Origin of the sequence: Paracoccus sp. 22332 (genome assembly GCF_052045125.1) — a bacterium.
Lineage (GTDB): Bacteria > Pseudomonadota > Alphaproteobacteria > Rhodobacterales > Rhodobacteraceae > Paracoccus > Paracoccus haematequi_A.
Map to the genome: position 1 here is coordinate 61910 of NZ_JBQEOI010000005.1, position 26172 is coordinate 88081.

The following is a 26172-nucleotide window of genomic DNA, read 5'->3' on the forward strand; positions in this document are numbered from 1 at the left end:
TTTTGCATGGCGCGCCTTGCGAAGGCGTCGGGCCGGTGGCAAGGGACAAGCCATGACAGAGACACCCAAAATCGCGCTGATCACCGGCGCATCGCGCGGCCTGGGCGCTGCCCTGGCCGAGGATCTGGCCGCGCGCGGCTATCACGTTCTGGCGGTGGCGCGGACAGTCGGCGCGCTGGAGGAACTGGACGACCGCATCCGCCGCGCGGGCGGCAGCGCGACGCTTGCGCCCATGGACGTGGCCGAGGCGCCCGCCATGCAGCAACTGGCCGAGGCCGTGCTGAGCCGCTGGGGCGGGCTGGATCTGTGGGCGCATTGCGCGATCCATGCGGCGCCCCTGGCCCCCGCGCCGCATGTGGACGGCAAGGACTGGGCAAAGTCGGTGCTGGTCAACATGGACGTGACGCGCGGGCTGATCGCGCTGCTGGAGCCGCTGCTGCGCGCCCGTCAGGGAACTGCGCTGTTCTTCGACGATCCGCGCGCCGGGGAGAAGTTCTTCGGGGCCTACGGCGCGACCAAGGCGGGCCAGATCGCCCTGGCCCGCAGTTGGCAGGCCGAAAGCGCTGCGGTCGGGCCGCGCGTCGTCATCGCCCAGCCCGCGCCGATGCCGACCGCCGTGCGCGCGCGGTTCTTTCCGGGCGAGGATCGGGGGGCACTGACGTCCTGCAAGACCGAGGCGGCACGGATCCTCGACGCACTGTGATTTGCGCCCCGCGGTGGCGGGGGGTAAGAAGCGCCCGGAGGAAAGGTCCAGTGGACGTTTTTCTGCGACGAACGGGCGAAGCCCCGTGCCGGGACCGCCGAGGGTATTTTTACAAAGAAGAAGTCTCCAGGGGCAGGGTCGCCTTTTCGAGCCATCGGCGCGTTTCATCGTTCAGGTGCGGCGACAGCGCATTGCGGACACGCAGGTGATAGGCGTCCAGCCAGTCTATTTCGTCCCGCGACAGCGCCGCGATGTCGATCAGGCGGCGGTCGATGGGGCACAGCGTCAACGTCTGAAACCCCAGCATGGTGCGGCCGGGTTCGGATTCCGCCTCGGTGATGGCGATCAGGTTTTCGATGCGGATGCCGAAGGCGCCTTCGCGGTAATAGCCCGGCTCGTTCGACAGGATCATCCCGGCTTCCAGGGGCAGGGTGCTGGCCCGGCTGATGCGCGCCGGGCCTTCGTGGACGCACAGCGCCGCGCCCACGCCGTGGCCGGTGCCGTGATCGTAGTCCAGGCCCTGCGACCATAGGTATTGCCGCGCCAAGGCGTCCAGATGCGCGCCCGCCACACCTTTCGGAAAGCGCGCCCGGCTGATCGCGATCATGCCGCGCAGGACGGCTGTATAGGGGGCCACGGCATCCCGCAGCGGCGACCCCAGGGCCACCGTGCGGGTGATGTCGGTGGTGCCGTCGGGATATTGTCCGCCCGAATCGATCAAAAGCACCTCGCCCCGCGCCAGGCGGCGGTTGGTGGCGCGGGTGACGCGGTAATGGACGACGGCGCCGTTCGGCCCGGCGCCGCAGATCGTGTCGAAGCTGATATCGGTAATCCCGGCCTCGCGGCGAAGGGCTTCCAGCTTTTCCACCACGTCGATCTCGGTCAGGTCGGCGGGTCTCTGCGCGTCCAGCCAGGCCAGCAGCCGCGTCATCGCCACGCCGTCGCGCAGATGTGCGGCGCGCATCCCCTCCAATTCGGCGGCGTTCTTGCGCGCCTTGGGCAGGATCGCCGGGTCGGTGGCAGGGGCGATCCGGGTGTTGGCGCTGTCCAGCAGGCGGAACGCCGCCTCGGGGGCCGAGGCGGGGTCGAGGCGAACCGGGCCTTCCAGATCCAGCAGCGCGGCGGAAAGGCCCTCGGGATGCAGGATCGCGACCTGGTTGCCCAGATGCGCGCGCAAGGCGTCGTCGAACTTGGCCGGGTCCGCGAACAGGGCGACATGACCGTCATCCGACAGCACCGCGAAGGACTGCACGATGGGGTTCTTGGGCACGTCGCTGCCCCGGATGTTCAGCAGCCAGGAAATCGAATCGGGCAGAGTCAGCAGCGCCGCCGCCTGCCCTTCGTCGCGCAGTTGCGCGGCCAGCCGGGCGCGCTTTTGGGCAGAGGTTTCGCCCGCGAGCGCGTCGTCATGGGCGCGCGCCCGGCCCACCGGCGGGGCGGGGCGGTCTGTCCAGATCGCGTCCAGCGGGTTGCGGTCCACCGCGATCAGGCCGATGCCGCTGTCGGCAAGCGCCTTGTCCAGCGTCTCGATTTCCTGGCGGGTGTGCAGCCACGGATCGAAGCCCAGGCGTCCGCCCGCAGGCAAGGCCTCTCGCAGCCAGTCCGAGGGCTTGGTTTCCGGCCAGGGGACCGGCGTGAAATGGTCCAGATCCAGCTGCGCCTTGACCTGCACGCGGTACCGTCCGTCGATGAACACGCCCGCGCGGTCGGGCGTCACGACGGCAAAGCCCGCGCTGCCGGTGAAGCCCGTCAGCCAGGCCAGCCGCGCATCGGCATCGGCCACGTATTCGCCCTGATGGGCGTCGGCGCGGGGGATGATAAAGGCGTCCAGGCCGTCGGCTGCCAGCCGGGCGCGCAGTTGCGCCAGCCGGGCCGCGTGGTCGCCGCCGCCCGCCGGGGCGTCGAAGGTCTGGAAACTCACAACGCGATCGCCTTCATGACCTGGGGTTCGATCACCCGCACCCCCGGCAGCCCGTCGATCAGCGCCTGCGCCGATTGTTCCAGCAGCGGGAAGGTCTTGTAATGGCAGGGGATCACGGTCTTGAAGTCGAAATATTTCCTGGCGGCCCAGGCGGCGCGGCGCATGTCCATGGTGAAATGGCCCCCGGCGGACAGGATGCCGATATCGGGCCGGTGGTATTCGCCCATCCAGCCCATGTCCGCCATGATGTCGGTATCACCCGAGACATAGATCACATGGCCTTCGCCCGCGATCATGTAGCCCGATTCGTGGCCCGCATAGATCGGCCCGTCCGCGCCGTCCAGCGAACTGGAATGGGTGGCGTTGACCATCGTCACCTTGGCCCCGCCCAGATCGACGGTGCCGCCCTTGTTGAAGCCGATGCCCTCGATGTCGTGATGGGTGATCCAGCTGTTGATCAGGTCATAGATGCCCGCGACGGGAATCTTCAGTTCCTTGGCGATGGCCAGCGTGTCGCCGGAATGATCGCCATGGCCGTGGGTCAGCAGGACATGGGTGGCACCTGCGATGGCGTCAGTGCGGGCGCCCTCGGGGAAGACCGGGTTGCCGGAAATCCAGGGGTCGATCAGGATCACGGCATCCTCGATCTCCAGGCGAAAGCCGGAATGTCCAAGCCAGGTCAGTTTCATCGCGGTCCCCTTGTCGATTGTCCGGGGCAGGTTAGCGGGGCTTGCCGCGGCTGACCAGTCACAGAGGCGCCGCATCCTCCAGCCGCAGCCGCAGGCGTTCGCGGCCGTTCCAGGTCGACAGATCCAGCCTGCCTGCCAGATGGAACCGCCGTCCCCGCGCGCCGATCAGCGCGGGGCCAAGCGGGCCGGTCATCGCCCCCCAGGCCACGGCCTCCAAGGCCGGGCCGCCCGCGCTGCGGAAGGACAGGCGCAGGTGGCTGTCGCCCATGGTCTGCGCGCTGTCGATCACCTGGTCGGCAAAGGCGAAGCGCGGCGCCGGGGCGGCCTGGCCGTAAGGCCCGGCGTCCTCAAGCTGGCGGTACATCTGCGGCGTGGCGCCCGCGCCTTCCAGCAGGCCGGATATGCGCAGGTCGCGCGCGCCCGTCCGCTGGGCCAGATCGGCGGCGATCAGGTCCGCCAGCCGTTCCATCGCCGCAGGGATCTTCGTCTCGGCCACGGTCAGGCCAGCAGCCATCATGTGGCCGCCGCCCTTCAGCAGCAGGCCTTCATCCGCCAGCCGGTGGATCGCGCGGCCCAGGTCGACGCCGGGCACCGAACGCGCCGATCCCTTGCCGATGCCGTTCTCCACCCCGATCACGACCGAGGGGAGGTCGGTCGCCTCTTTCACGCGCGCGGCGACGATGCCCACGACGCCCGGATGCCAGCCGGGACCGGCGGCCCAGGACAAGCGGGCATCACCCCGCGCCTCGACTTGGGCCAGGGCCTCGTCGCGGACGGCGGATTCAATGGCACGGCGGTCGCGGTTCAGCCCGTCCAGTTCGGCGGCCAGCCGCCCCGCCTCGCGGGGATCACGGCAGGCGAGGCACAGCGCGCCCAGATCGGCGCGGCCCACCCGGCCCCCGGCATTGATGCGCGGCCCCAGCAGGAAGCCCAGGTGAAAGGCGGCGGGCGGCCCGTCGAGGCGGGCCACATCCGACAGCGCCACCAGGCCGGGGCGGCGGCGGCGGGCCATGATCGCCAGCCCCTGCCGCACGAAAGCCCGGTTCACGCCGGTCAGCGGCGCCACGTCGGCCACCGTCGCGAGCGCCACCAGATCCAGCATCGCCATCAGGTCCGGCTCGGCGCGTCCCATGCCGCGCAAGACGCGTCCCGCCTGAACCAGCGTCAGGAACACCACGCCTGCCGCGCAGAGATGACCCAGAGATCCGTCCTCGTCCGCGCGGTTCGGGTTCACCACCGCCAGGGCGGGGGGCAGGGTCTCGCCGCCCAGATGGTGATCCAGCACGATCACGTCGGTGCCAAGGGCGGCGGCCAGAGCGTCATGGCTCAGCGTGCCGCAATCGACGCAGACGATCAGATCGTGATCCGCGGCCAGGGCAGCCATGGCGGGCGCGTTCGGACCATAGCCCTCGTCGATGCGGTCAGGGATATACAGGGTCGCACCGCGGCCCTGCTGGCGCAGCCAGTCCAGCAGCAGCGCCGCCGACGACCCGCCATCCACGTCGTAATCGGCAAAGACGGCGATGCGTTCGCCCTTGACCGCAGCCGCGACCAATCGTTCCGCCGCGATCCCCATGTCGCGCAGCGACAGCGGGTCGGGCAGAAGGTCGCGCAGGCGCGGCGTCAGGAAGCCCTCGGCGCCCTCGGCCTCGACCCCGCGCTCGGCCAGGATGCGCGCCACCGGCAAAGGCAGCCCGGTGCGCTGCGCCAGACCCTCGGCCAGCCGGTCGGTTTCGGCGTCCGGGCCGACCCATCGCCGATTCGTCAGCGACCGCTCGATCCCCAGAAACGCCACGCCTGCACCTTCTTCTTTGTCCAAATACCCTCTTGGGGGGCAAGGCCCCCTTACCTGATCGGGTTGCGATAGATCATCCGCCGCACCGAGCCGGTCTTGGACCGCATCAGGATCGTCTCGGTCGTCAGATAGCCGGGTTCACGCTTGACCCCTGCCACGATGGACCCGTTCGTCACGCCCGTCGCGGCAAAGATCACATCGCCCGTCACCAGCTCGTCGCGGGCATAGATGCGGTCCAGATCGGTGATGCCCGCCTTGCGCGCGCGGCCCTTTTCGTCGTCGTTGCGGAACAGCAGCTTGCCCCACATCTGCCCGCCCATGCATTTCAGCGCCGAGGCCGCCAGAACCCCCTCGGGCGCGCCGCCCGAACCCATATACATGTCGATGCCGGTCAGTTCGGCCTCGGCGCAGTGGATCACGCCCGCCACGTCGCCGTCGGTGATCAGCCGGATCGCCGCGCCGGTGGACCGCACCTCGGCCACCAGATCCTCGTGGCGCGGGCGTTCCAGGATGCAGACGGTGATGTCGCTGTCCTTCACGCCGCGCGCCTCGGCCAGGGCGCGGACCCGCTGCGCGGGCGTCATCTCAAGGCTGACCACGTCGGTCGGATAGCCCGGCCCGATGGCCAGTTTTTCCATATAGACATCGGGCGCGTGCAGCAGCGTGCCGCGCGGGGCCATGGCGATCACCGTCAGCGCGTTCGGCATGTCCTTGGCGGTCAGCGTCGTGCCTTCCAGCGGATCAAGGGCGATGTCCACCTCCGGTCCCTGGCCGGTGCCGACCTCCTCGCCGATATACAGCATCGGGGCCTCGTCGCGCTCACCCTCGCCGATCACCACGACGCCCTTGATGTCCAGCATGTTCAACTGGTCGCGCATCGCGTTCACGGCGGCCTGGTCGGCGGCCTTTTCGTCGCCGCGCCCGATCAGCCGGGCCGAGGCATGGGCCGCCGCCTCGCTGACGCGGGCCAAGCCAAGCGAAAGCATCCGGTCGTTGAAATCCTTGGGGGCGGTCATGTCGATCCCTCTTTCCGACAGTTCGGGCGCGTTCTACGCGCGCACCGTGACAGCGGCAAGGCTGTAGGCGCTAACGGATCAGACCTCGGACAATTCCAGCGCCAGCGCGTGGATGCGGGGCACGATGTCGCCCAGGGCCTGATGCACCAGCCGGTGCCGCTGGACCCGGCCCAGCCCGGCGAAATCGGGGCTGGCCATGCGGATGCGGAAATGGGTCTGGCCGCCGTCGCGGTATCCGGCATGGCCGCGATGGCTTTCGCTTTCGTCGATCACCTCCAGCCGGGTGGGGCGCAGCGCGGCCAGCCTGTCGCGCATTTCATCGGCAATCATTCGTCAAGACCTTTCATGTCGCGTCAAAAACCCTAAACTGCCGCCTCCGAGTCGCAAAGGTGCCCCACAATGAGCAGTAACGACCCGTTCGGCTTCGACATTTCGGCCGCGAAGGACAAGAAGCGCAAGACCAAGGGCCGTCGCGGCATGTCGGGGGCCTTCGAGACCTCGACCCGGATCTGCGACAAGCAGGGCTGCGAAGAGCCTGGCCAGTACCGCGCGCCCAAGAACCCTCGGCAGCTGGACGACTATTTCTGGTTCTGCAAGGAGCATGTCCGCGAATACAACGCGAACTGGAACTACTTCCAGGGTCAGTCCGAGGAGGAATTTCAGCAGTTCATCGACAACGCGACCGTCTGGGAGCGCCCGACCAAGCCCTTTGGCCGCGCCGCGGCCGAGGACAAATGGGCGCGCCACGGCGTCAGCGATCCGCTGGAGATCCTGGGCGCCAACGGCACCGCCCCCGAGGCGCGCGCCAAGGCCAGCCGCAAGCTGCCCCCGACCGAGCGCAAGGCCCTGGACATCCTGGAAGCCAAGGACACTTGGACGCGGGTCGAGATCCGCAAGCAATACAAGTCGCTGGTCAAGGATCTGCATCCCGACATGAACGGCGGCGACCGGTCGGACGAAGACCGGCTGGCCGAGGTTGTCTGGGCTTGGGACCAGGTGAAGGACAGCCGGTTCTTCAAGGACTGAAGGTGGCGGGGGCTGCCGCCCCCGTCCGCTGCGCGGACTCCCCTGCGGATATTTGGGCACAGAAGATTCGGTCAGGCGAGGAGGTTTCGGTCGGGCCGGCGGCGGGTGATCGCCAAGCCGAGCATGAGAGCGGCCAGCAGGATCACCGGGGCGTTGCCCCACCGCATCCAGGGCGTTTGGGGCAGGGGCGCGGGCAGGGCGGCGTCGATCTTGCCCGCCACGCCCAAGGGCAGCGACTGGCGGATCCGGCCATGCGGGTCGATCACCGCGCTGATGCCGGTATTGGCGGCGCGGATCAGCGGCAGTCCGGATTCGATGGCGCGCAGCCGGGCCTGGGCCAGGTGCTGATAGGGGCCGGAGAATTTCCCGAACCAGGCGTCGTTGGTGGCTTGCAGCAGCCAGGAGGGCCGCTGGTCCAGGCCGCGCAGGTGCTGGGGAAAGATCGCCTCGTAGCAGATCAGCGGCTGGAAATCGGGCATGCCGGGGACTTGCATAACCACGGGGCCGGGGCCTGCGGAATAGCCGTTGCCCTGCTGGGCGACGAAGGCGCCGATGCCGATCCGCGCCAGGGCGTCGCCCCAGGGGACGTATTCGCCGAAGGGGACAAGGTGGAACTTGTCATAGACCGCGCCGATGGTGGCGTCGGGGTTCAGCGTGACAAGGCTGTTGTAGAACCGGCTGCCGTCGCGCCGCTGGATGCCCAGGACCAGGGGCGCGCCCGCCGCCTGCGCCATCGCGGGCAGCACCGGGTCGGCATCCTCCAGCAGGAAATTCACCGCCGTTTCGGGCCAGATCACCACGTCCCGGCGGCCGGGTTCCGCCGACAGGTCCAGAAGACGCTGGAAAAACACCGCCGCCCATTGGGGATCCCATTTCAGATCCTGCTGGGCGTTCGGCTGGACGATCCGCAGGCGCGCGGGGCTGTCCGGGCGCAGGGGCTGGGACAGCCGCGCCAGACCCGCGCTCCATAGCCCGCCGGTCAAGGCGACCGCCAAGACCACGGCGGGCAGCGGCCGGATCAGCGCGGGCAGCGCCGCCAGGGTCAGGGTGATCGCGCCAAGGCCCAGTGCCCCGGTCCAGGCCGCCGTCTGCGCCAGGGGCGTGTCGATCCAGGCATGGCCGATCAGCGCCCAGGGCAGGCCGGTGAAGATCCAGCCGCGCAGCCAGTCCGACAGCAGCAGCGACGCCGCGATGGCGATGGCCCGGCACGGGCCGGGCACAGTCAGGCGCGCGGCAAGCGCGGCTGGGACGGCCCAGAACAGCGCCCCGCCCAAGGCCATCAGGACCAGGGCGAAGGGCGCCATCCAGCCATGGATTTCAGGCTCGACCAGGAACGGCTCGACGATCCAGGACATCGACAGGGCGAACCAGCCGAACCCTGCCGCCAGCATCGGCAGGAAGACCCCGCCCCGTCGCGCGACGCGGTGGATCAGGATCGCCAGGGCCAGAGGCGTGGCGATCCAGAGGCCGAAGGGCGGCAGGCCAAGCGCCGCGACCAGCCCGAGGGCCAGCGGGATCCAGAGCTGCCGCAGGGGCGGACGGCCGGGCATTGGCGGGAAATCAGGCCTCGGCTTCGGCACTGTCCACAGGGGCGGGTTCCTCGGCCTTCTTGCGGCGGGTGCGCTTGGGCTTGGGGGCAGCTTCGGCTTCCGCCTCGGGGGCGGGGGCGTCCGCAGCGGGTTCGGCTTTCTTGCGGCGCGTCCGCTTGGGCGTTTCGGCAGGCTCGGCCGGGGTTTCGGGCTGAGCCTCTGCCTCGACCTCGGCCTTCTTGCGGCGGGTGCGCTTGGGCTTCGGCGCTTCCTGGGCCACGGGTTCTGCGGCAGCTTCTGCGGCAGGTTCCGGGGCTTCGGGCGTCGGCGCCTGGGTGGCCGGTTCCACGGGGTCACTTGCGGGCGTTTCTGGTGCGGGGGCGTCCTGCGCGGCCTCGGGCGCTACGGCGTCGATGGGGGTTTCGACCGCTGCGGTTTCCACGGCAGGCTCGGCTTTCTTGCGGCGGCTGCGGCTGCGGCGCGGCTTGTCGGCCTTGCCTTCCGCCTCGGGCTGGGCGGCTGCCTCGGCCGGGCGCGGCCGGTCGTCGCTGTCCGGCGAGGTCGAGGCGAGGGCGCGGCGCAGTTCCACCAGCATGAATTCGGGAACGTGGTCGCCCATGCCCATCACGGCGGGGCCGCGATTGTCCTCGCGCCGGCCACGCCGGTCGCGGGACGGGTCGCGCCGGTCATGGCCGCGATCCTGGGGCCGCTCGTCGCGCCGTTCCTCGCGGACGGGTTCGCGGCGGGCTTCCTCGCGAGGCGGTTCGGGCGCGCGGTCCTCTCGCCGTTCCTCGTCCCGGCTGCGGGGCTTGTCGCGGCCACGAGACTTGTCGCGGCCCGGACGGCGGTCGTCGCGGCCTGCGTTGCGGTCGGTTTCGGACACGGTGAATCCTTCCGGCAGGGCCGCGCGCGGCAGGGTCTGCTTGACCAGGTTTTCGATGGCGGCCAGGTATTTTTCGTCGGACGGGGTGGCGATGCTGAAGGCGCTGCCCAGCCGTCCGGCCCGACCGGTGCGGCCGATGCGGTGGACGTAATCCTCGGCATGGGACGGCAGGTCATAGTTGAAGACATGGCTGACCGCCGGAATGTCCAGCCCCCGCGCCGCCACGTCCGAGGCGATCAGGAATTTCAGCTTGCCGTCGCGGAAATTGTCCAGCGTGCGGGTCCGATGGCTCTGGTCCAGGTCGCCATGGATCGGCGCCGCGTCGTAGCCGTGCTTGGCCAGCGACTTGGCCACGATGTCCACGTCGGTCTTGCGGTTGCAGAAGATGATGGCGTTTTTCAGACCTTCGCCCTCGGCGTCGATCAGGGCGCGCAGCAGGTCGCGTTTCTGCTTGGCTGCCAGGTCGCGGCGGCTGGGGGTCAGCTCGACCAGCTTCTGAGTGATCGTTTCGCTTGTGGTGGCCTGGCGCGCGACCTCGATCCGCTCGGGGGCGTGCAGGAAGGTGTTGGTGATCCGCTCGATTTCCGGTGCCATGGTGGCGCTGAAGAACAGCGTCTGACGGGTGAAGGGCGTCAGTTGGAAGATGCGTTCGATATCGGGGATGAAGCCCATGTCCAGCATCCGGTCGGCCTCGTCCACGACCATGATCTGCACGCCGGTCAAAAGCAGCTTGCCGCGTTCGAAATGGTCCAGCAGCCGCCCCGGCGTGGCGATCAGCACGTCCACGCCTCGGTCGATCAGCTTGTCCTGTTCGCCGAAGCTGACGCCGCCGATCAGCAGCGCCTTGGTCAGGCGGGTGTGTTTCGCATAGGTGTCGAAATTCTCGGCCACCTGGGCGGCCAGTTCGCGGGTCGGGCACAGGACCAGCGAACGCGGCATCCGTGCGCGGGCGCGGCCCCGGCCCAGCATGGTGATCATCGGCAGCACGAAGCTGGCGGTCTTGCCGGTGCCGGTCTGCGCGATCCCCAGCACGTCGCGGCCTTCCAGGGCGGGGGGGATGGCGCCGGCCTGGATCGGCGTCGGCGTCTCGTACCCGGCCTCGGCGATGGCCTTCAGCACGTTGGGATCAAGCTTCAGATCGGAGAATTTCGTCATTCAGGGGCTTTCCAAAGGCTTTGCGCGCCGGACCCCGACGCGATGCGTTCCACCGCCGCGAAGCCCGGATGGCTGGGTGCGGCCTGCAATGGGACGCAGACTGGCACGCCCCTTCAGTCGGCCCGCCGGATGCGGGCCATGCAGCGCCTTAGACCAAGTGGACGGCCACGTCAATGTTTTCACCGGAAAACCTTGCGTAAAAGGCCGCGGCTTTGGGCTTTGTGTTGACCGCGCCCCGCCCCAGACGCTAACCCGCAGGGGACAGTCAGGAAAGCGATGATGAACCTATTCACCGATCTGCGCGGCGTCGTGCTGGCCGCGCTGGAGCAGATGACGCAGGCGGGCGAGCTGCCCCCGGACCTGGATTTCGCCAATGTCGCGGTGGAACCGCCGCGCGATCCGGCCCATGGCGACATGGCGACCAATGCCGCGATGGTGCTGGCCAAGCCCGCCGGGATGAAGCCGCGCGACATCGCCGACCGGCTGGCCGCCCGGCTGACCGATCCGCGCATCGCTGCGGCCGAGGTCGCGGGACCGGGCTTTCTGAACCTGCGCCTGTCCCCCGCCGTCTGGCGCGGGGTCGTCGCCGCCGCCCTGAACGAGGGCGAGGATTTCGGGCGGTCCACCATCGGCACGGGCCAGAAGGTCAACGTGGAATTCGTCAGCGCCAACCCCACCGGCCCGATGCATGTGGGCCATGTGCGCGGGGCGGTCTTTGGCGACGCCTTGGCGAACCTGCTGGCGTTCTCGGGCCACCAGGTGACGCGCGAATATTACATCAACGACGGCGGCGCGCAGGTCGATGTGCTGGCGCGTTCGGCCTACGAGCGTTACCGCGAGGCCAATGGGCTGGAACCGGAAATCCGCGAGGGGCTGTACCCCGGCGACTATCTGATCCCGGTGGGCGAGGCGCTGAAGGCCAAGTACGGCGACAGTCTTCTGAACAAGCCCGAATCCGACTGGCTGGCCGAAATCCGCGATTTCGCGACCCAGGCGATGATGGAGATGATCCGCGACGATCTGGCGGCGCTTGGCGTGCGCATGGATGTCTATTCCAGCGAGAAGGCGCTGTACGGCACCGGCCGGATCGAGGCCGCGATCGCCCGCCTGGAAAGCCTGGGCCTGATCTATCGCGGCGTTCTGGAACCCCCCAAGGGCAAGCTGCCCGAAGACTGGGAGGAGCGCGAGCAACTGCTGTTCCGGTCCACCGCGCATGGTGACGACGTGGACCGGCCGATCCAGAAATCGGACTGCGCCTGGACCTATTTCGCGCCCGACATCGCCTATCACTGGTCGAAGATCGAACGCGGCTTCGATGCGCTGATCGACGTGTTCGGCGCCGATCACGGCGGCTATGTCAAGCGGATGCAGGCGGCGGTCAAGGCGCTGTCGGACGGGCGGGTGCCGCTGGACATCAAGCTGATCCAGCTGGTCAAGCTGTTCAAGAACGGCGAGCCGTTCAAGATGTCCAAGCGCGCGGGCACCTTCGTCACGCTGCGCGATGTGGTCGAACAGGCGGGCGCCGACGTGACGCGCTTCGTCATGCTGACGCGCAAGAACGACGCGCCGCTGGATTTCGATTTCGCCAAGGTGCTGGAGCAGTCCAAGGACAACCCGGTCTGGTATGTCCAGTATGCCAGCGCGCGGGTCCATTCGGTGCTGCGCCGCGCGGGCGATTCGGGCGTCGATGTCAGCGATTCGGCCCTGGCATCGGCGGATCTGACCCGGCTGGCCCATCCGGCCGAACTGGATCTGGCGCGGAAGGTCGCCGAATGGCCCCGACTGGTCGAACACGCGGCCCGCGCCCACGAACCGCACCGTATCGCCTTTTTCCTTTATGAGATCGCCTCGGACCTGCATTCGCTGTGGAACCGGGGCAACGACGACCCGACCCTGCGCTTCGTGCAGGATGGCAATCCGGACACGACCCAAGCAAAAATCGCGCTGGTGCGCGCAGTTGGCGTTGTTATTTCAAGCGGTCTCGCTATCCTTGGGGTCACGCCGGTCAAGGAAATGCGCTGAACGTACAAAGCGCCCCCGCCGGTTGGAACGGGCAGTCAAGTTCAAGTCGGATCAACCGGCAGGCAGGCAGGCTATGGCAGTGATGGATTTCCGCGAAGGCGGCTATGTGTTCTCGCGTCACAAGGTGAAGCGCGAATTCTCGTATGACCAGGGCGGCTCGGATCAGCCGCAAGAGGATCAGGCCCGATTCGCGGCCGATCCTCAGGGCAATGACAGCCTGACGGCCCGATTCGCCCGGCTGACGCATTACCTGGGCGCGGTCGCCTCGGTCGCGCTGATGGTGGGGCTGATGGTCTGGGGCTGGCAACTGGTGTCGCGCGACGTGTCGGGCGTGCCGGTGATCCGCGCCATCGTCGGCGACGCGCGCACCGCGCCCTCGGATCCCGGCGGGGAACTGACGAACTATACCGGCTATGCGGTCAACACCGTGGCCGAAGGCGCCGATCACCAGCCGACCCAGCAGGTCGCCATCGCCCCCGCGCCGGTCGGCCTGTCGGACGAGGATGTGGCGATGGGCCAGTTGGGCGCCACGCCGCGTCAGCCCTCGGCGGTGTCGGAAACCCCGCTCAGCTTCGACGGCGAACCGATCGTGCCGCTGTCCGACAGCGAGGCCCGCGCCCTTGCCGAAGCCCAGGCCGAGGCGCAGCGCCTGGCCCTGGCCGACAGCGCCGTGCAGGATGCCGCCATCAGCGACGCCCCGGCCAGCGAAGGCCCGGTGAACGAGGCGCTGACCGACGAAAACGGCGCCCCCGCCCAGGCCGCCGCCATCGCCGAGGCTTTGGCGCTGGCTCAGGCCGAGGCCAATCCCGGCGTGCTGACGGCCTCGACCCGGCCCGCGCCGCGCCCGCGCAGCACCCGCGTCGCCTCGGCCGGGACCACCGCCACCGATGCCCGTCCCGTCGCCGCCGAAAGCCGCCCGGAACCGGCCGCCCCCGCCCCGGTGTCCCAGGCCAGCGGCCCGCAGGTCCAGTTGGGCGCCTTCGACAGCAACGCCATCGCCGCCAGCGAATGGAACCGGCTGATGAACAAGCATGTCGTTTTCGGCGGCAAGCAGCAGGTGATCCAGCAGCATCAGTCGAACGGCCGCACCTTCTGGCGGCTGCGCGTCGCGGGCTTCGAATCGCTGTCCGAGGCGCGCCAGTTCTGCGCCGCGCTGAAATCGGCCGGCACGGACTGCCTTGCCCTGAACTGATGCCTGCCAACGCCACGATCCTCGGCGGGATCGCCGGGACCGAACTGACTGCGGCCGAGCGGGATTTCTTCCGTGCGGCCGATCCCTGGGGCTTCATCCTGTTCGGCCGCAATGTCGACAACCCTGACCAGTTGCGCCGCCTGACCGGCGACCTGCGCGACGCGGTGGGCCGCGATGCGGTCGTCACCGTCGATCAGGAAGGCGGGCGGGTGCAGCGCCTGCGCGGCCCGCATTGGACCGAATGGCCCGCGCCGCTGGATCAGGCCGCCGCCGGGCCGCGCGCGATGTGGCTGCGCTATGCCCTGATCGGCCGGGAATTGCGCGCGGTGGGGATCGACAGCAACTGCGCCCCTACGCTGGACGTGGCGCAGGCCAATACGCATCCGTTCCTGCGCAATCGCTGTTTCGGCACCGACCCCGACACCGTTGCCATGCTGGGCCGGGCGGCGGCGGACGGGATGCTGGCGGCGGGCGTGCTGCCGGTGATGAAGCACATGCCGGGCCATGGCCGCGCCGTGGCGGACAGCCATCACGACCTGCCCACGGTGGCCGCGCCCCCAGCGGATCTCGAGGCGATGGACTTCGTCCCGTTCCGCGCGCTGAACGACCTGCCGATGGGGATGACCGCGCATATCCGCTTCACCGCCTTGGATGACGCCCCTGCCACCGCCTCGCGCCGGATGATCGGCCTGATCCGCGACCGCATCGGCTTCGACGGGCTGCTGATGACCGACGACATCACCATGAACGCTCTGTCTGGAACCCAGGCCGAGCGCGCGGCGGCCTCCATCGCGGCGGGCTGCGATCTGGTGCTGCATTGCAACGGCACCATCGCCGACATGGAGCCGGTGGTGGCCGCCGCTGGGGCGATGACCCCGGACGTGCAGCGCCGCGCGGCCGCCGCTTTGGCGCAGCGCGGCGCCCCGCAGGATATGGATTTCGCCGCGCTGATGGCCGAATGGCGCAGCCTGACCGGCGCCATCGCCTGACGCTTCTTCTTCACGAAATTATCCTCTGGGACAGGCCCGAAGGGACGGGGGCTGAAAGCCCCCTGCAAGGGGGGGCGTCTTGACTCCGGCCGGGGCAGGGCCGACTCTGGCGGCCATGACCGAAAGGAACCCCGTGGCCCGCGCCGCCAGCGACATCCCCTATCTGCGGCCCGTTCATGGACCCGCGTCCGACGCCGACAGCGTCGCGCAGCGCCGTGCCGAGGAAGCGCTGATCGTCGATGTGGACGGCTATGAAGGCCCCCTGGATCTGCTGCTGACGCTGGCGCGGGTGCAGAAGGTCGATCTGATGAAGATCTCGGTTCTGCATCTGGCCGAGCAATACCTGGCCTTCATCGAACAGGCCCGCAGCCTGCGGATCGAGCTTGCCGCCGATTACCTGGTCATGGCCGCATGGCTGGCCTTTCTGAAGTCGCGCCTGCTGCTGCCTCCCGACCCCGAAGCCGAAGGCCCTTCGGCCGAGGAAATGGCCGCGCATCTGGCCTTTCAGCTTGAACGGCTGGCGGCGATGCGGCAGGCGGCGGCGCAGCTGATGGGCCGGAATCGGCTGGGGATCAGCCGGTTCCAGCGCGGGTCGCCGGAAACCGTGGCGAAGAAACGGCGCACCGAATGGCAGGCGGGGCTGATCGATCTGATGCGCGCCTATGCAAGGCTGAAGACGCGCGACGAATTCCGCCCCTATGCCTTCGACCGGCAGGACGTGTTCACCATGGAACAGGCGCTTGACCGGCTGCGCGGCCTGATCGGCTATGCGGGCGACTGGACCGACCTGTCCGATTTCCTGCCGGACGGCTGGGCCAGCCGGGGCGCGCGCCGCCGCTCCGCCACGGCGGCGACCTTCGCGGCCTCGCTGGAGCTTGCGCGGCAGGGCCGGATCGAGATACGGCAGCCGGGCCCCTTTGCCCCGATCAGCTTTCGCCGCAAACCCGTGACCGACCAGCCGTGACCGATCCCGCTGCCGCCACCGCCGACATCGACTTTCCGCCCCTGGCGCAGCAGGAGCGCATGGTCGAGGCGATCCTGTTCGCATCCGGCCAGCCGCTGAGCGTGCGCGACCTGGCCGCACGCCTGCCCGCCGGTTGCGACCCGGCCGAGGCCTTGGCAGGGCTGCGCCGGATCTATGCCGGGCGGGGGGTGGTGCTGGAACGGATCGGCGACGGCTATGCCTTCCGCACCGCGCCCGACCTGTCGTTCCTGATGCAGACGGAAACCGTCGAACAGCGCCGCCTGTCGCGCGCCGCCATCGAGACGCTGGCGATCATCGCCTATCACCAGCCCGTCACCCGCGCCGAGATCGAGGAGATTCGCGGCGTCGCCGTATCGCGCGGCACGTTGGACCAGTTGATCGAGATGGAATGGGTCCGCATCGGTCGCCGCAGAATGACGCCGGGACGGCCCGCGACCTTCGTGGTGACGGAAACCTTCCTGGATCATTTCGGCCTGGAATCGGCCCGCGACCTGCCGGGATTGGCCGAACTGCGCGCAGCGGGATTGCTGGAATCGCGCCCGCCGGTCGAGGGGCTGCATATGCCCCTTGCCTTGCCCGAAGGGGACGACGATATCGGCGCCTCGGAACCCGGTGAAGACCTGTTCGAGGACGAATGACCCCATGACCCTGGCCAAGTTCATTGCCCTGCTGTCCCGGCTGCTGGGCCGCCGCCTTGCGGGGCGGGGCATCGACAAGGGTGTCGACCGCCTTGCCAAATCCGGTGGCGCCTCGGCCCGGCAGGCCAAGGACATGCGCCAGGCGGTCAAGCGCGCCCGCCGCGCCGCCCGCCTGACCCGCCGCATCGGGCGCTGACACTCGCCTTTGCAGGCCGGCCGCGTTAGGGCTGCGCGATGGATGAGAGATTCGAGATTTTCCTGGTGGCGACCCCGGGCCTGGAAGCCCCTCTGGCCGCCGAGGCCGCTGCCCTGGGCTGGCAGCCGGTGGTGGGACCGGGCGGCGTGACGATCACCGGCGGCTGGGCCGATGTCTGGCGCGCGAACCTGTGGCTGCGCGGCGCGACGCGGGTGCTGGCGCGGGTGGGCAGCTTTCGCGCGCTGCATCTGGCGCAGCTGGACAAGCGGGCGCGCAAGTTCCCCTGGGCCACGGTCCTGCGGCGCGACGTGCCGGTGCGGGTGGAAACCACCTGCAAGGCCAGCCGCATCTATCACGCGGGCGCGGCCACCCAGCGGATCGAACGCGCCATCGCCGACGAACTGGGCGCGCCGCTGGCGCCCGACGCGGCCCTGGTCGTCAAGGTTCGGATCGAGGACGATCTGGTGACGATCAGCCTGGATACGACGGGCGAATCGCTGCACAAGCGCGGCCACAAGGAAGCCGTCGCCAAGGCCCCCATGCGCGAGACCATGGCCGCGATGTTCCTGCGCGAGATGGGGTTCGACGGCAGCCAGCCGGTGCTGGATCCGATGTGCGGGTCGGGCACCTTCGTGATCGAGGCCGCCGAGATCGCGGCAGGCCTGGCACCGGGCCGCAGTCGCAGCTTCGGCTTCCAGCAGCTTGCGAGCTTCGATGCGGCCGCCTGGGAGACGATGCGCACCGCCGCCGCGCCGCATCCGGCGCCCGCGCAGTTTTTCGGCAGCGACCGCGATGCAGGGGCCATCCGCATGAGCCTCGCCAATGCCGAGCGGGCGGGGGTAGCCGGGCTGACTCGTTTTGACTGCCGCGCCATCGGCGATCTGCAACGCCCCGACGGCCCGCCCGGCATCGTCATCGTGAACCCGCCCTATGGCGCACGGATCGGCAACAAGGGGCCGCTGTTCGGGCTGCACGCAGCTATGGGTGCGGTGTTCCGCGAACGGCTGCAAGGCTGGCGGGTGGGGATCGTGACCAGCGAAGGGGGGCTGGCCAAGGCCACCGGCCTGCCGCTGGAATCGGGTCCGGTCGTGGCGCATGGCGGGCTGAAGGTGCGGCTGTGGCAGACGGGGATGGTGTAGGCCCAAGGCCGGGGGCGCTTCGCCCCCCGGACCCCCCGAGGATATTTGGACAAAGGTGAGAGGGCCTAGCGGAACTGCTTGGCGAGCTTCAGGCCCTGGCCCTGGTAGTTCGACTTGATGCCTGCGCCATACAGCCGGTCGGGGCGGGCGGCCATGCGTTCATAGACCAGACGCCCGACGACCTGGCCGTGTTCCAGCACGAAGGGCGCCTCGTGGCAGCGGACCTCCAGCACGCCACGCGCGCCGGCGCCGGTCTCGCCGATGCCGAAGCCAGGGTCGAAGAATCCCGCGTAATGGACGCGGAATTCGCCGACCATCGCCAGATAGGGGGCCATCTCGGCCGCGTAGTCGGCCGGGATCGCCACCGATTCGCGGCTGACGAGGATGTAGAAGGCGCCGGGATCCAGGATCAACCGCCCCCGGTCGGCACGCAATTCGTCCCAGAAATCGCGCGCGTCATAGGCGCCGATCCGGTCGAGGTCGATCACCCCGCTGTGGGGGCGGGCGCGATAGCCGACCAGATCGCCCCGGTCGGGCTTCAGGTCGACGGAAAAGCCCAGGCCGTTGTCGATCAGCGCCTGGCCGCCGACCAGAGGTTCGCGGGCGTTCAGGTCGCGCAGCTGGTCGTCCGACAGCACCGCCTGGCCCTGCCGCAGCCGCAACTGGTTCAGGCGCATCCCGGGGCGGACCAGGACCGAAAAGCTGCGCGGGCAGATCTCGGCATAGAGGGGGCCGTCATAGCCTTCGGGCAGGCGGTCGAACTCGGTGCCGCCATCGGCCACCAGTCGAGTCAGCAGATCCAGCCGGCCGGTCGAGGATTTGGCATTGGCGACCGCCGTCAGCCCGCCGGGCAGGGACAGGCGTTCGATCAGCGGGACCAGATAGACGCAGCCGCGTTCCAGCACCGCGCCGCCGGTCAGGTCCATCTGGTGCATCTGCACATCGGCAAGCCGGACCATCACCCGCTGGCCGCGCCCGGCCAGGAAGCTGGCGCGCAGGCGATAGGCGACATCGCCCAGACGCAGGTCCAGGCTGGCGGGCTGGATCTGTTCCGGGATGATCGCCGGGTCCGCGGTGATCGCGCCGGACTGGATCAGGGCGCGGATGCCGCTGTCGGGAAGAACGCCGTTCATGCCGAAACCTTTCATGCGAAAACGCCCACCCCCGGCAAGGGATGGGCGTTTTCGAAATGGTCGGGCCGGAGAGATTCGAACTCTCGGCCTTCCGCCCCCCAGACGGACGCGCTAACCAGACTGCGCCACGGCCCGACGCGCACCGTATAGAGCGATCTTGCCTGCCTGCACAAGGCCCGCAAGACGGAAATCTGCGCCGCAAAGGCCCGAGATGTCAGCAAATCCGCGCCAAGCCGTCGCGCAACTGCGCCAGGGCCTGCCGTCCCGTGCGGACCAGGGGATCGGCGGGGCGAAGTTCTTGCAGGCGGGCGTTCATCGCCACCAGCCGCCCCAGCCAACCGGGCGCGGGGCGACCCTGGGCCGCATGACCGACCGTTGCCGCCGGGCGCCGGCGATGGCGGGATTTCGGCCCCGATGCGGGCCGTGGATCGTCCAGCGGGCCGTCCTGACGCAGGGTGTTGTCCGGCTGGCCGTCGTCCTGGGGGCTGTCGATCAGGGTATCGTCGGGTTCGGGCAGATCGGCCAAGCGGAGCGATCCGCGTTCCCGCAGCGCGGCGCCCCGGTCACGGGCCATCAGCATCTTCGCGCCTCGGATGGTCAGTCCTTCGTCGCGCAGCACGGTGCAGAGGCCGGCCGCCAGCCGCACGTCGTCGGGGCGGTAATAGCGCCGCCCATCGGGGCGTTTCATCGGCTTCAGCAGTGAGAACTGCGTTTCCCAATAGCGCAGGACATGGGGCGCCACGCCCAGCAGGCGGGCAACCTCGCCAATCGACCGGAATGCGTCTGCGCCTTTCGTCATCGGGTCAGAACGCCCCTAGCCCTTGTTTCCGGCCGCCACGCGGTCCTTCATCAGGTGCGAGGGGCGGAAGGACAGGACGCGACGGGGGGTAATCGGCACTTCCTCGCCGGTCTTGGGGTTGCGGCCGATCCGTTCGTTCTTGTCGCGCAGGCTGAAAGTGCCGAAGGACGAGATCTTCACCTGTTCGCCCCTTACCAGGGCGTCCGAGATATGGTCCAGGACCGATTCGACAAGCTGGGCGGATTCGTGGCGCGACAGGCCGACATCCCGAAAAACGGCTTCCGCCAGATCCATCCGAGTCAGCGTCTTCTCACCCATGAGTTTTCCCCTTTGATTTCACCAGGATGGTGGGAATCGTTCAGCCTGTCAACGACAAGCGGGCTTTTTCGTTCCGATTCAAGGGCCGCACGAGGCAACGATTGCGCGACCGCCCCGAACCGTTGCAACCGGGCCGCCTTGTCCTATCTGTAAGAGGATCGGAGGAGGATGCGATGGCCGGAGGATGGGCGCGCGACGACGCGGTGAACGACCAGATCGAGATCAGCACGGCCGAGGCCGTGGCCCGCGCCCGGCTACGCGCCGGACAGGGCAGGGGCGTGCGGGCAAGCGCCACGGCCTGCATCGACTGCGACGAACCCATTCCTGAAGCGCGGCGGCAGGCCCTGCCGGGGGTGCAGCTTTGCGTGGACTGTCAAGCGGATCGCGACCGTGCATTCCGTCCTGCGGCGGGCATCAACCGGCGCGGCAGCAAGGATTCGCAGTTGAAATAACCGCTTACCAGCGCAGGACGACCGATCCCCAGCTGAGCCCGCCGCCGATCGCCTCGGTCACGATCAGGTCGCCTTGGGCAAAGCGGCCCTGGGCATCGGCCACCGACAGCGCCAGCGGAATCGACGCGGCCGAGGTGTTGCCGTGGTCGGCGACCGTCAGCACCACCTTGTCCATCGGCAGGCCCATCTTTTGCGCCGTGGCGGTGATGATCCGCGCATTGGCCTGGTGCGGCACCAGCCAGTCCACGTCGGCGGGCGTCAGCCCGGCCTTGTCCAGGGCGACATGGGCGGTTTTCGCCAGCTTTTCGACGGCATGGCGGAAGACCAGGTTGCCCTGCATCCGCAGATGCCCCGCCGTGCCGGTGGTGGACACGCCGCCGTCGACATACAGCAGGTCGCGGTACTGGCCGTCGCTGTTCAGGTCGCTGGCCAGGATCCCCCGGTCGTCGCTGGTGCCGGCACTCTCCTGCGCTTCCAGCACCACCGCACCGGCACCGTCGCCGAACAGCACGCAGGTGCCGCGGTCGGACCAGTCCATGATGCGCGAGAACGTCTCGGCGCCGACGACCAGGACGCGTTTCGCCATCCCGCCGCGAATCATCGCGTCGGCATTGGCCAGCGCGAAGACGAAGCCCGCGCAGACCGCCTGCACGTCATAGGCGAAGCCATGCGTCATCCCCAGCCCGTGCTGGATCATCGTGGCGGACGCCGGAAAGGTATAGTCGGGGGTCGAGGTCGCCAGGACGATCCCGTCGATGTCGTCGGGACGCAGGCCGGCCTTGTCCAGGGCCGCGCGGGCGGCGCGCAGGCCCATGTCGCTGGTCGCCTGGCCTTCGGCCGCGAAATGCCGCCGCTCGATCCCGGTGCGCGAGCGGATCCATTCGTCGGTGGTGTCCAGCTTGTCCTCGAACCAGGCGTTCTCGACAATGCGTTCGGGCAGGTAATGGCCGGTTCCCCGGATCACGGATCGCAGGGTCACGACGCGGCCTCGCTTTGAGGGCCGGATGCGACCGAGGCGGCGCCCTGGGCCACGCGGGCGGCCAGGCGGTCCTGGAAGCCGGATTTGGCCAGTTGGAAGGCCAGCTTGATCGCGGCGGACACGCCGGTCGCGTCGGCGGAACCGTGCGACTTGATGACGGTGCCGTTCAGGCCCAGGAAGATCCCGCCGTTGACACGGCGCGGGTCGATGCGCTTTTGCAGGCGTTTCAAAGAGGTCATCGCCAGCACGGCGGCAAACTTGGACATGATCGAATTCGCGAAGGCGTCCTTGAGAAGGGTGCCGACCAGCTTGGCCGTGCCTTCGCCGGTCTTCAAGGCGATGTTGCCGGTGAAGCCGTCCGTGACGATCACATCCACGCGGTTCGAGGGCAGGTCGCCCCCTTCCACGAAGCCCACGTAATCGAACTTGCCCGCATCGGCGGCTGCCAGGATCATGTCCTGGGCCTGCTTCAGTTCGGCCCGGCCCTTGTGCTCCTCGGTCCCGACATTCAGCAGGCCGACGCGGGGGCGTTCGACGTCCAGGCCGTTGCGGGCATAGGACGCGCCCATCAGCGCATATTGCAGCAGGTCATGGGCGTCGGCGCGGATATCGGCGCCCACGTCCAGCATGATGTTGAAGCCCTGCGGGTTCAGCGACGGCCACAGGCAGGCGATGGCGGGGCGGTTCACGCCCGGCAGCTTGCGCAGGCGCAGCATCGACAGGGCCATCAGCGCGCCGGTATTGCCGCAGCTGACGGCGGCCCCGGCCTCTCCGGTCCTGACCGATTCGATGGCCGACCACATCGAGGTGCCGTCGCCCTTGCGCACGATCTGGCTGGGCTTGTCGTCCATGGTGACGACGCCTGCCGCGTGACGGATGTCGCAACGACCGGAAAGCGCCTTGCGGCGCCCGACAAGGCGGCGAAGCTCTGCCTCGTCGCCATGCACGATGAACCGGATTTCCGGGTTCTTGGCCGCGCTTTCGGCCATGCCCGCGACGACAGCCACGGGGCCGCGATCGCCGCCCATGGCATCGACCGATATCACCACGCCGCCCCCGTGGTCGGGGGCGGGCGTTGCGGTCTGGGTCACGTCACGGTCGGTCATCTGGCGCGGTTGCCAAGCCCGATCAGGCCGCGTCGTCGTCCAGGTCGATCTCATTCGCCTGCGCGATCACTTCGCGGTCGGCGTAGTGGCCGCAGGACGGGCAGACGTGGTGCGGGCGCTTCAGCTCGCCGCAGTTCGAACATTCGTTCGGGTTGCCCGCAACCAGGGCATCGTGGGCGCGGCGCATGTTCCGGCGGGACCGGGTAACGCGATTCTGAGGGACAGCCATGTCACAACCTCGGGTTTGAGGGGGTGCGACGCGCTGGCGTCTTGCGCATCCCCAGGGATTTGAATTCGAAAATGAACCGCGCAGATACGCCATGACGGCCCCGCCCGCAACCCCTTGCGTCGGGGCAGGCAGGGCTAATTGCACCGGCGCGCGGGCTTTCCGCCAGCGTCACGCGCGGGGCGGCGTCGGAATCCACGCCCGCTGTGGCACCAGGGCCACGGTGGGGCGGTCGGCGGGCCGGAATCAGCCCTGGTCCGCCTCTCCGCCGCGCAGCAGCCGGTCCAGCCCCGCGAAGGGACGGCGGGTGTCGGCGACGGGCTCCTGGGGTCCGGTGTCCAGTTCGGCCCCTTCCGCGCGCGGGTATTCCGGCAGGGCCAGGGCCAGTTCCTCGATCATCACGGCGGCCAGGTCGATGAACTGCCCCAGCGGTTCCAGCCGGTCGTCGGGCATTTCCACCTCGTCGCCCTGGGGGGCGGCAAGGTGGGGCGAATAATGCCGCTCGACCTCCTCGTCCAGGGCGGTCTTGACGGGCTTCAAGGTGATAACGCAGGGCTGGGTGACGCGGGCGCGCAGCCGTCCGGTCAGTTCCCAGGCCTCGCCCGCCTCGGCGCGGATTTCTCCGGTAAAGATCAGCTTCGACAAGCCGCCGATGCCCAGTTCGGCGGCGATGGCCGCGCAGCGGTCGGCATCGGGCGTCAGCGAAAAGGCGGTGGGCGCGCGCGGGTTCAGATGCGCGACGCGCAGGCGGTCGGGCTGGTTGGCGGGGGCGGTCATGGCGGGGCCTTTGTCATGTCGTCCGGGGAATCGGCACCGGCGGTCGGCGGCAAATCCCCGGCGGGATTGTCATTCTTGAGCGCGGTGCCCGAGTTTGCTAAGCCGGACGGGCCGCGTCAACAGTCCGAGCAAGGGAAACCACGGAATGAAAGCCATGAAGACTGCACTGGTTCTGGCTTTCGTGGCCGTCCTGGGGCTTGCCGCCTGCGCGCCGGTCTATCGCAACCACGGCTTCATCCCCGCGCCCGAGGATCTGTCCCAGGTCGTCGTCGGCCAGACCACCGTGGACGAGCTTCAGGGCCTGATCGGCCGTCCCTCGGCCCAGGGCCTGCTGACGGGATCGGGTTGGTACTATGTCGGATCGCGCTGGCGCCATTACGGCCCGATGGAACCGCGCGAGGTCAGCCGAGAGGTCGTGGCCGTCTCATTCGCGCCCAGCGGCGTGGTGACGAATGTCGAACGTTTCGGGCTGGAGCGCGGCCGCATCGTCACCCTGTCGCGCCGCGTGACCGAAGGCAGCGTGACCGAGATCTCGCTGATCGGGCAGCTGCTGGGCAACCTGGGCAACTTCCAGGCGGCGGACATCATCGACTGACGCAGGGCGCGTGCCTGCATGTGCCCGGCCGCTACAGGGTCTGCACGATCCGGTCCGCCAGCATGTGCAGGTCGTTGCGGTATCCCGTCCGCGCCGAGGGCTGGTCGGGATCCGAGGTCATGGCGATGGCCACCGCAGGCTGCCGCCCGGTCGCGGGAAAGACATAGATCATCTGCCCGCCATAGCCCCAGCCGTATCGCACCGGACGCCCGCTGGCCTGGCCGATGAACCAGCCATAGCCATAGCCCTGCCCGCTGAAGATCGACGCGGTGCGCGACCGCCAGCTTTCCGCGATCCAGTCGGCGGGGACCACCTGCCGTCCGCCCGCGCGGCCCCCATCGGCATAGACCGCGCCGAAGGCCAGCAGGGACCGCGTGGACATCGCCATCTGGTTGCCGCCCAGATAGATGCCCTGGGGATCGCGTTCCCACCCCGTGATGGCGAAGCCGGGCACCTCGCCCAGCCAGTCGCGCGCCAGATCCAGCGTGGACCGCCCCGTCACCCGCGTCAGGACGGCCGAGACCAGATGCGTCGAGGCGGTCGAATACTGCATCCGCCCGCCCGGATCCTGGGTGAAGGGCGCGGCCAGGGCGGCGCGCACCCAGTTGCGGCTGCTGACCCAGGCCCCGTAATTCGCGCCCGACTGCCGCTCCAGCCCGGCCTGCATCGACAGAAGATGGCCCAGCGTGACCGTGGCAAGGCGGGGGTCGGGGTCGTCGGGCAACTGGTCGCGCAGGATCGGCGCGATGGGCTGGTCGGGGCCGTCCAGATCGCCCCGGTCGATGGCGATGCCTGCCAGGGCCGAGATGATCGATTTCGAGGCAGACTTGATGTTCGTGGGGCTGTCGGGCGTGAAGCCGTGATAGCCGCGCGCGGCGATCTCCCGGCCGGCGGACCAGACGGCGACGGCGCGCAGGTTCTCCAGCCGCCGGGCGTCGTCGAGGATCGGGTTCAGGTCGGCCTGCGCCCGGACGGGGGCGGCAAGCAGCGGCGACAGGCCGGCGGCCAGCAGAAGGGTGCGTCGGTTCATCAGCGATATATGGGCGGCGGGCGCGCATCGGGGAATCACGCTTGCGTCAGCAGGGCCTTGCCGGGCGCGCCCGCCGCGATTAGGGCGGGGCCGTCCCCGATCCGAAGGCCATGCCATGACCGCGCTTGACGACCTTGCCCCGGTTCCCTTCCACGACGCCGACGCCCCGCAGCGCGCGCGGATGCTGTCGCGGCTGGCCGATACGGAACTGGCCGTGGCCCTGGCGGCGGAACCCGAGGGCGATACCGTGGAACTGCGCATCTTCCCGCTGGACGGCGGCCCCGTGGCCCTTGCCTGCGATGCCGAGGATCGGCTGGCGGGCTTCTTCGGCGGGCCGGTGGCCTATGCCGCCATGCCGGGGCGGGTGCTGGCGGGGCTGCTGAAATCCGAAGGCGCGGGGCTGCTGGTCAATCCGGGCCAGCCGTCGGAAATGCTGCTGGACGCCGCCATGCTGGATTGGCTGACCGGCGCGCTGTCCGCCGCGCCCGAGGCCACGGACGCCCGCCTGCGCCTGACCCCGCCCGCCCCCGCCACCGTCGAGGCGTTGGCTCAGCCCCTGGCCGAACGGCTGGGCGACATGCGCGGGCTGATCGCGGGCGCGGCGCTGGCCGGGACGGGCAACGGTCATGTCCTGCTGGTCGCGGGCGCCGATCCCGCCCATCAGCCCGCCATCGCCAAGGCCCTGGCCGAAGCGCTGGCCTTCCTGCCCGAACAGCCCGGCGGCGTGGATGTCAGCTTTACCGATGCGGCGTTGCCTGCGGGTATCCTGCGCTTCGACCTGTCGGTGCCCGAGACGCCCCAGTCGCCGCGGCGCCCGAAAGGCCCGCCGATCCTGCGCTGATCGGCGCTGCACGGTTGCGTGATCGCCGCCAAACTGCC

At 69.2% G+C, this 26172-nt stretch carries 26 protein-coding genes, 1 tRNA gene and 1 pseudogene; 12 read left to right on the top strand and 16 right to left on the bottom strand.

Annotation, left to right across the window (positions count from 1 at the left end; genetic code table 11):
- Positions 1 to 52: 52 nt before the first annotated feature.
- Positions 53 to 703: an SDR family NAD(P)-dependent oxidoreductase gene (locus ACTJI6_RS07495; RefSeq protein WP_440799253.1), complete on the top strand. Its 651-nt coding sequence runs from the start codon at positions 53 to 55 to the stop codon at positions 701 to 703.
- Between the two features lie 109 nt (positions 704 to 812).
- On the opposite strand, the gene ACTJI6_RS07500 is transcribed toward ACTJI6_RS07495, so the two are convergent.
- The 5 genes from ACTJI6_RS07500 to ACTJI6_RS07520 form a co-directional block, all read right to left on the bottom strand.
- Positions 813 to 2624, bottom strand: coding sequence for an aminopeptidase P family protein (locus tag ACTJI6_RS07500; protein WP_440799255.1), 1812 nt, complete (start codon positions 2622 to 2624; stop codon positions 813 to 815).
- The gene (locus ACTJI6_RS07505; protein ID WP_440799257.1) at positions 2621 to 3313 is read right to left on the bottom strand and encodes a metal-dependent hydrolase; all 693 of its coding nucleotides are present in this window, start codon (positions 3311 to 3313) and stop codon (positions 2621 to 2623) included. Before ACTJI6_RS07505 ends, ACTJI6_RS07500 begins: the two co-directional genes overlap by 4 nt.
- A 58-nt stretch (positions 3314 to 3371) precedes the next feature.
- Positions 3372 to 5108 (bottom strand): single-stranded-DNA-specific exonuclease RecJ, encoded by a 1737-nt coding sequence (recJ, locus tag ACTJI6_RS07510; protein WP_440799259.1) that lies wholly within the window; start codon positions 5106 to 5108, stop codon positions 3372 to 3374.
- A 50-nt stretch (positions 5109 to 5158) separates the two neighbouring features.
- A complete protein-coding gene (glpX, locus tag ACTJI6_RS07515; protein WP_126153680.1) occupies positions 5159 to 6124 on the bottom strand; it encodes a class II fructose-bisphosphatase in 966 nt (321 codons plus the stop codon).
- A gap of 78 nt (positions 6125 to 6202) precedes the next feature.
- Complete coding sequence (locus ACTJI6_RS07520) at positions 6203 to 6454, bottom strand: BolA family protein (protein WP_440799261.1); 252 nt, start codon at positions 6452 to 6454, stop codon at positions 6203 to 6205.
- Between the two features lie 69 nt (positions 6455 to 6523).
- Here ACTJI6_RS07520 and ACTJI6_RS07525 point away from each other — a divergent pair, with 69 nt between their 5' ends.
- Positions 6524 to 7150, top strand: a complete 627-nt coding sequence (locus ACTJI6_RS07525) for a DnaJ domain-containing protein (RefSeq protein ID WP_440799263.1) — start codon at positions 6524 to 6526, stop codon at positions 7148 to 7150.
- A 71-nt stretch (positions 7151 to 7221) separates the two neighbouring features.
- On the opposite strand, the gene lnt is transcribed toward ACTJI6_RS07525, so the two are convergent.
- Positions 7222 to 8700: an apolipoprotein N-acyltransferase gene (lnt, locus tag ACTJI6_RS07530; RefSeq protein WP_440799265.1), complete on the bottom strand. Its 1479-nt coding sequence runs from the start codon at positions 8698 to 8700 to the stop codon at positions 7222 to 7224.
- Positions 8701 to 9169: 469 nt separating this feature from the next.
- Positions 9170 to 10717 (bottom strand): annotated as a pseudogene (locus ACTJI6_RS07535) (DEAD/DEAH box helicase); the annotation flags it as partial.
- Positions 10718 to 10996: 279 nt separating this feature from the next.
- Between ACTJI6_RS07535 and argS the strand changes: the two are divergent.
- The 7 genes from argS (at position 10997) to ACTJI6_RS07570 (ending at position 17878) form a co-directional block, all read left to right on the top strand.
- On the top strand, positions 10997 to 12739 hold the full coding sequence (argS, locus tag ACTJI6_RS07540) for an arginine--tRNA ligase (RefSeq protein WP_440799267.1): 1743 nt from the start codon (positions 10997 to 10999) through the stop codon (positions 12737 to 12739).
- A 73-nt stretch (positions 12740 to 12812) separates the two neighbouring features.
- Positions 12813 to 13931 carry an SPOR domain-containing protein gene (locus tag ACTJI6_RS07545; RefSeq protein ID WP_440799269.1) on the top strand — a complete coding sequence of 373 codons (1119 nt, stop codon included), beginning with the start codon at positions 12813 to 12815 and terminating at the stop codon, positions 13929 to 13931.
- Complete coding sequence (gene nagZ / locus ACTJI6_RS07550; RefSeq protein WP_440799271.1) at positions 13931 to 14920, top strand: beta-N-acetylhexosaminidase; 990 nt, start codon at positions 13931 to 13933, stop codon at positions 14918 to 14920. Before ACTJI6_RS07545 ends, nagZ begins: the two co-directional genes overlap by 1 nt.
- A gap of 115 nt (positions 14921 to 15035) precedes the next feature.
- Positions 15036 to 15884 carry a segregation and condensation protein A gene (locus ACTJI6_RS07555; protein WP_440799272.1) on the top strand — a complete coding sequence of 283 codons (849 nt, stop codon included), beginning with the start codon at positions 15036 to 15038 and terminating at the stop codon, positions 15882 to 15884.
- 59 nt (positions 15885 to 15943) lie between these two features.
- Positions 15944 to 16543 (top strand): SMC-Scp complex subunit ScpB, encoded by a 600-nt coding sequence (scpB, locus tag ACTJI6_RS07560; RefSeq protein WP_440799783.1) that lies wholly within the window; start codon positions 15944 to 15946, stop codon positions 16541 to 16543.
- Between the two features lie 4 nt (positions 16544 to 16547).
- The gene (locus ACTJI6_RS07565) at positions 16548 to 16739 is read left to right on the top strand and encodes a hypothetical protein (protein WP_126153689.1); all 192 of its coding nucleotides are present in this window, start codon (positions 16548 to 16550) and stop codon (positions 16737 to 16739) included.
- 38 nt (positions 16740 to 16777) lie between these two features.
- The gene (locus ACTJI6_RS07570; protein ID WP_440799275.1) at positions 16778 to 17878 is read left to right on the top strand and encodes a THUMP domain-containing class I SAM-dependent RNA methyltransferase; all 1101 of its coding nucleotides are present in this window, start codon (positions 16778 to 16780) and stop codon (positions 17876 to 17878) included.
- Between the two features lie 65 nt (positions 17879 to 17943).
- Here ACTJI6_RS07570 and ACTJI6_RS07575 read toward each other — a convergent pair whose 3' ends face one another.
- From ACTJI6_RS07575 to ihfA, 4 genes are all read right to left on the bottom strand, one after another.
- The gene (locus tag ACTJI6_RS07575) at positions 17944 to 19011 is read right to left on the bottom strand and encodes a 2'-deoxycytidine 5'-triphosphate deaminase (protein ID WP_440799277.1); all 1068 of its coding nucleotides are present in this window, start codon (positions 19009 to 19011) and stop codon (positions 17944 to 17946) included.
- 57 nt (positions 19012 to 19068) lie between these two features.
- Positions 19069 to 19146, bottom strand: a tRNA-Pro gene (locus ACTJI6_RS07580).
- 79 nt (positions 19147 to 19225) lie between these two features.
- Positions 19226 to 19810 (bottom strand): MerR family transcriptional regulator, encoded by a 585-nt coding sequence (locus ACTJI6_RS07585; RefSeq protein WP_440799279.1) that lies wholly within the window; start codon positions 19808 to 19810, stop codon positions 19226 to 19228.
- Positions 19811 to 19825: 15 nt separating this feature from the next.
- Entirely contained in the window at positions 19826 to 20128 is a 303-nt protein-coding gene (gene ihfA / locus ACTJI6_RS07590) for an integration host factor subunit alpha (protein ID WP_126153693.1), read from the bottom strand.
- Between the two features lie 173 nt (positions 20129 to 20301).
- On the opposite strand from ihfA, the gene ACTJI6_RS07595 reads away from it, so the two are divergent.
- Positions 20302 to 20580 (top strand): DksA/TraR family C4-type zinc finger protein, encoded by a 279-nt coding sequence (locus ACTJI6_RS07595; RefSeq protein ID WP_440799281.1) that lies wholly within the window; start codon positions 20302 to 20304, stop codon positions 20578 to 20580.
- 4 nt (positions 20581 to 20584) lie between these two features.
- On the opposite strand, the gene ACTJI6_RS07600 is transcribed toward ACTJI6_RS07595, so the two are convergent.
- The 4 genes from ACTJI6_RS07600 to ACTJI6_RS07615 form a co-directional block, all read right to left on the bottom strand.
- Positions 20585 to 21559: a beta-ketoacyl-ACP synthase III gene (locus ACTJI6_RS07600; protein ID WP_126153695.1), complete on the bottom strand. Its 975-nt coding sequence runs from the start codon at positions 21557 to 21559 to the stop codon at positions 20585 to 20587.
- A complete protein-coding gene (plsX, locus tag ACTJI6_RS07605; protein ID WP_126153696.1) occupies positions 21556 to 22665 on the bottom strand; it encodes a phosphate acyltransferase PlsX in 1110 nt (369 codons plus the stop codon). Before plsX ends, ACTJI6_RS07600 begins: the two co-directional genes overlap by 4 nt.
- 22 nt (positions 22666 to 22687) lie before the next feature.
- Entirely contained in the window at positions 22688 to 22894 is a 207-nt protein-coding gene (gene rpmF, locus ACTJI6_RS07610; RefSeq protein ID WP_126153697.1) for a 50S ribosomal protein L32, read from the bottom strand.
- A gap of 243 nt (positions 22895 to 23137) precedes the next feature.
- Positions 23138 to 23668, bottom strand: coding sequence for a YceD family protein (locus tag ACTJI6_RS07615; RefSeq protein ID WP_206436877.1), 531 nt, complete (start codon positions 23666 to 23668; stop codon positions 23138 to 23140).
- A 154-nt stretch (positions 23669 to 23822) separates the two neighbouring features.
- On the opposite strand from ACTJI6_RS07615, the gene ACTJI6_RS07620 reads away from it, so the two are divergent.
- On the top strand, positions 23823 to 24263 hold the full coding sequence (locus ACTJI6_RS07620; protein WP_338142917.1) for an outer membrane protein assembly factor BamE: 441 nt from the start codon (positions 23823 to 23825) through the stop codon (positions 24261 to 24263).
- A 31-nt stretch (positions 24264 to 24294) separates the two neighbouring features.
- Here ACTJI6_RS07620 and ACTJI6_RS07625 read toward each other — a convergent pair whose 3' ends face one another.
- The gene (locus tag ACTJI6_RS07625) at positions 24295 to 25293 is read right to left on the bottom strand and encodes a serine hydrolase domain-containing protein (RefSeq protein WP_126153699.1); all 999 of its coding nucleotides are present in this window, start codon (positions 25291 to 25293) and stop codon (positions 24295 to 24297) included.
- Between the two features lie 115 nt (positions 25294 to 25408).
- Between ACTJI6_RS07625 and ACTJI6_RS07630 the strand changes: the two genes are divergently transcribed.
- Complete coding sequence (locus tag ACTJI6_RS07630; RefSeq protein ID WP_440799285.1) at positions 25409 to 26134, top strand: SseB family protein; 726 nt, start codon at positions 25409 to 25411, stop codon at positions 26132 to 26134.
- Positions 26135 to 26172 lie beyond the last annotated feature (38 nt).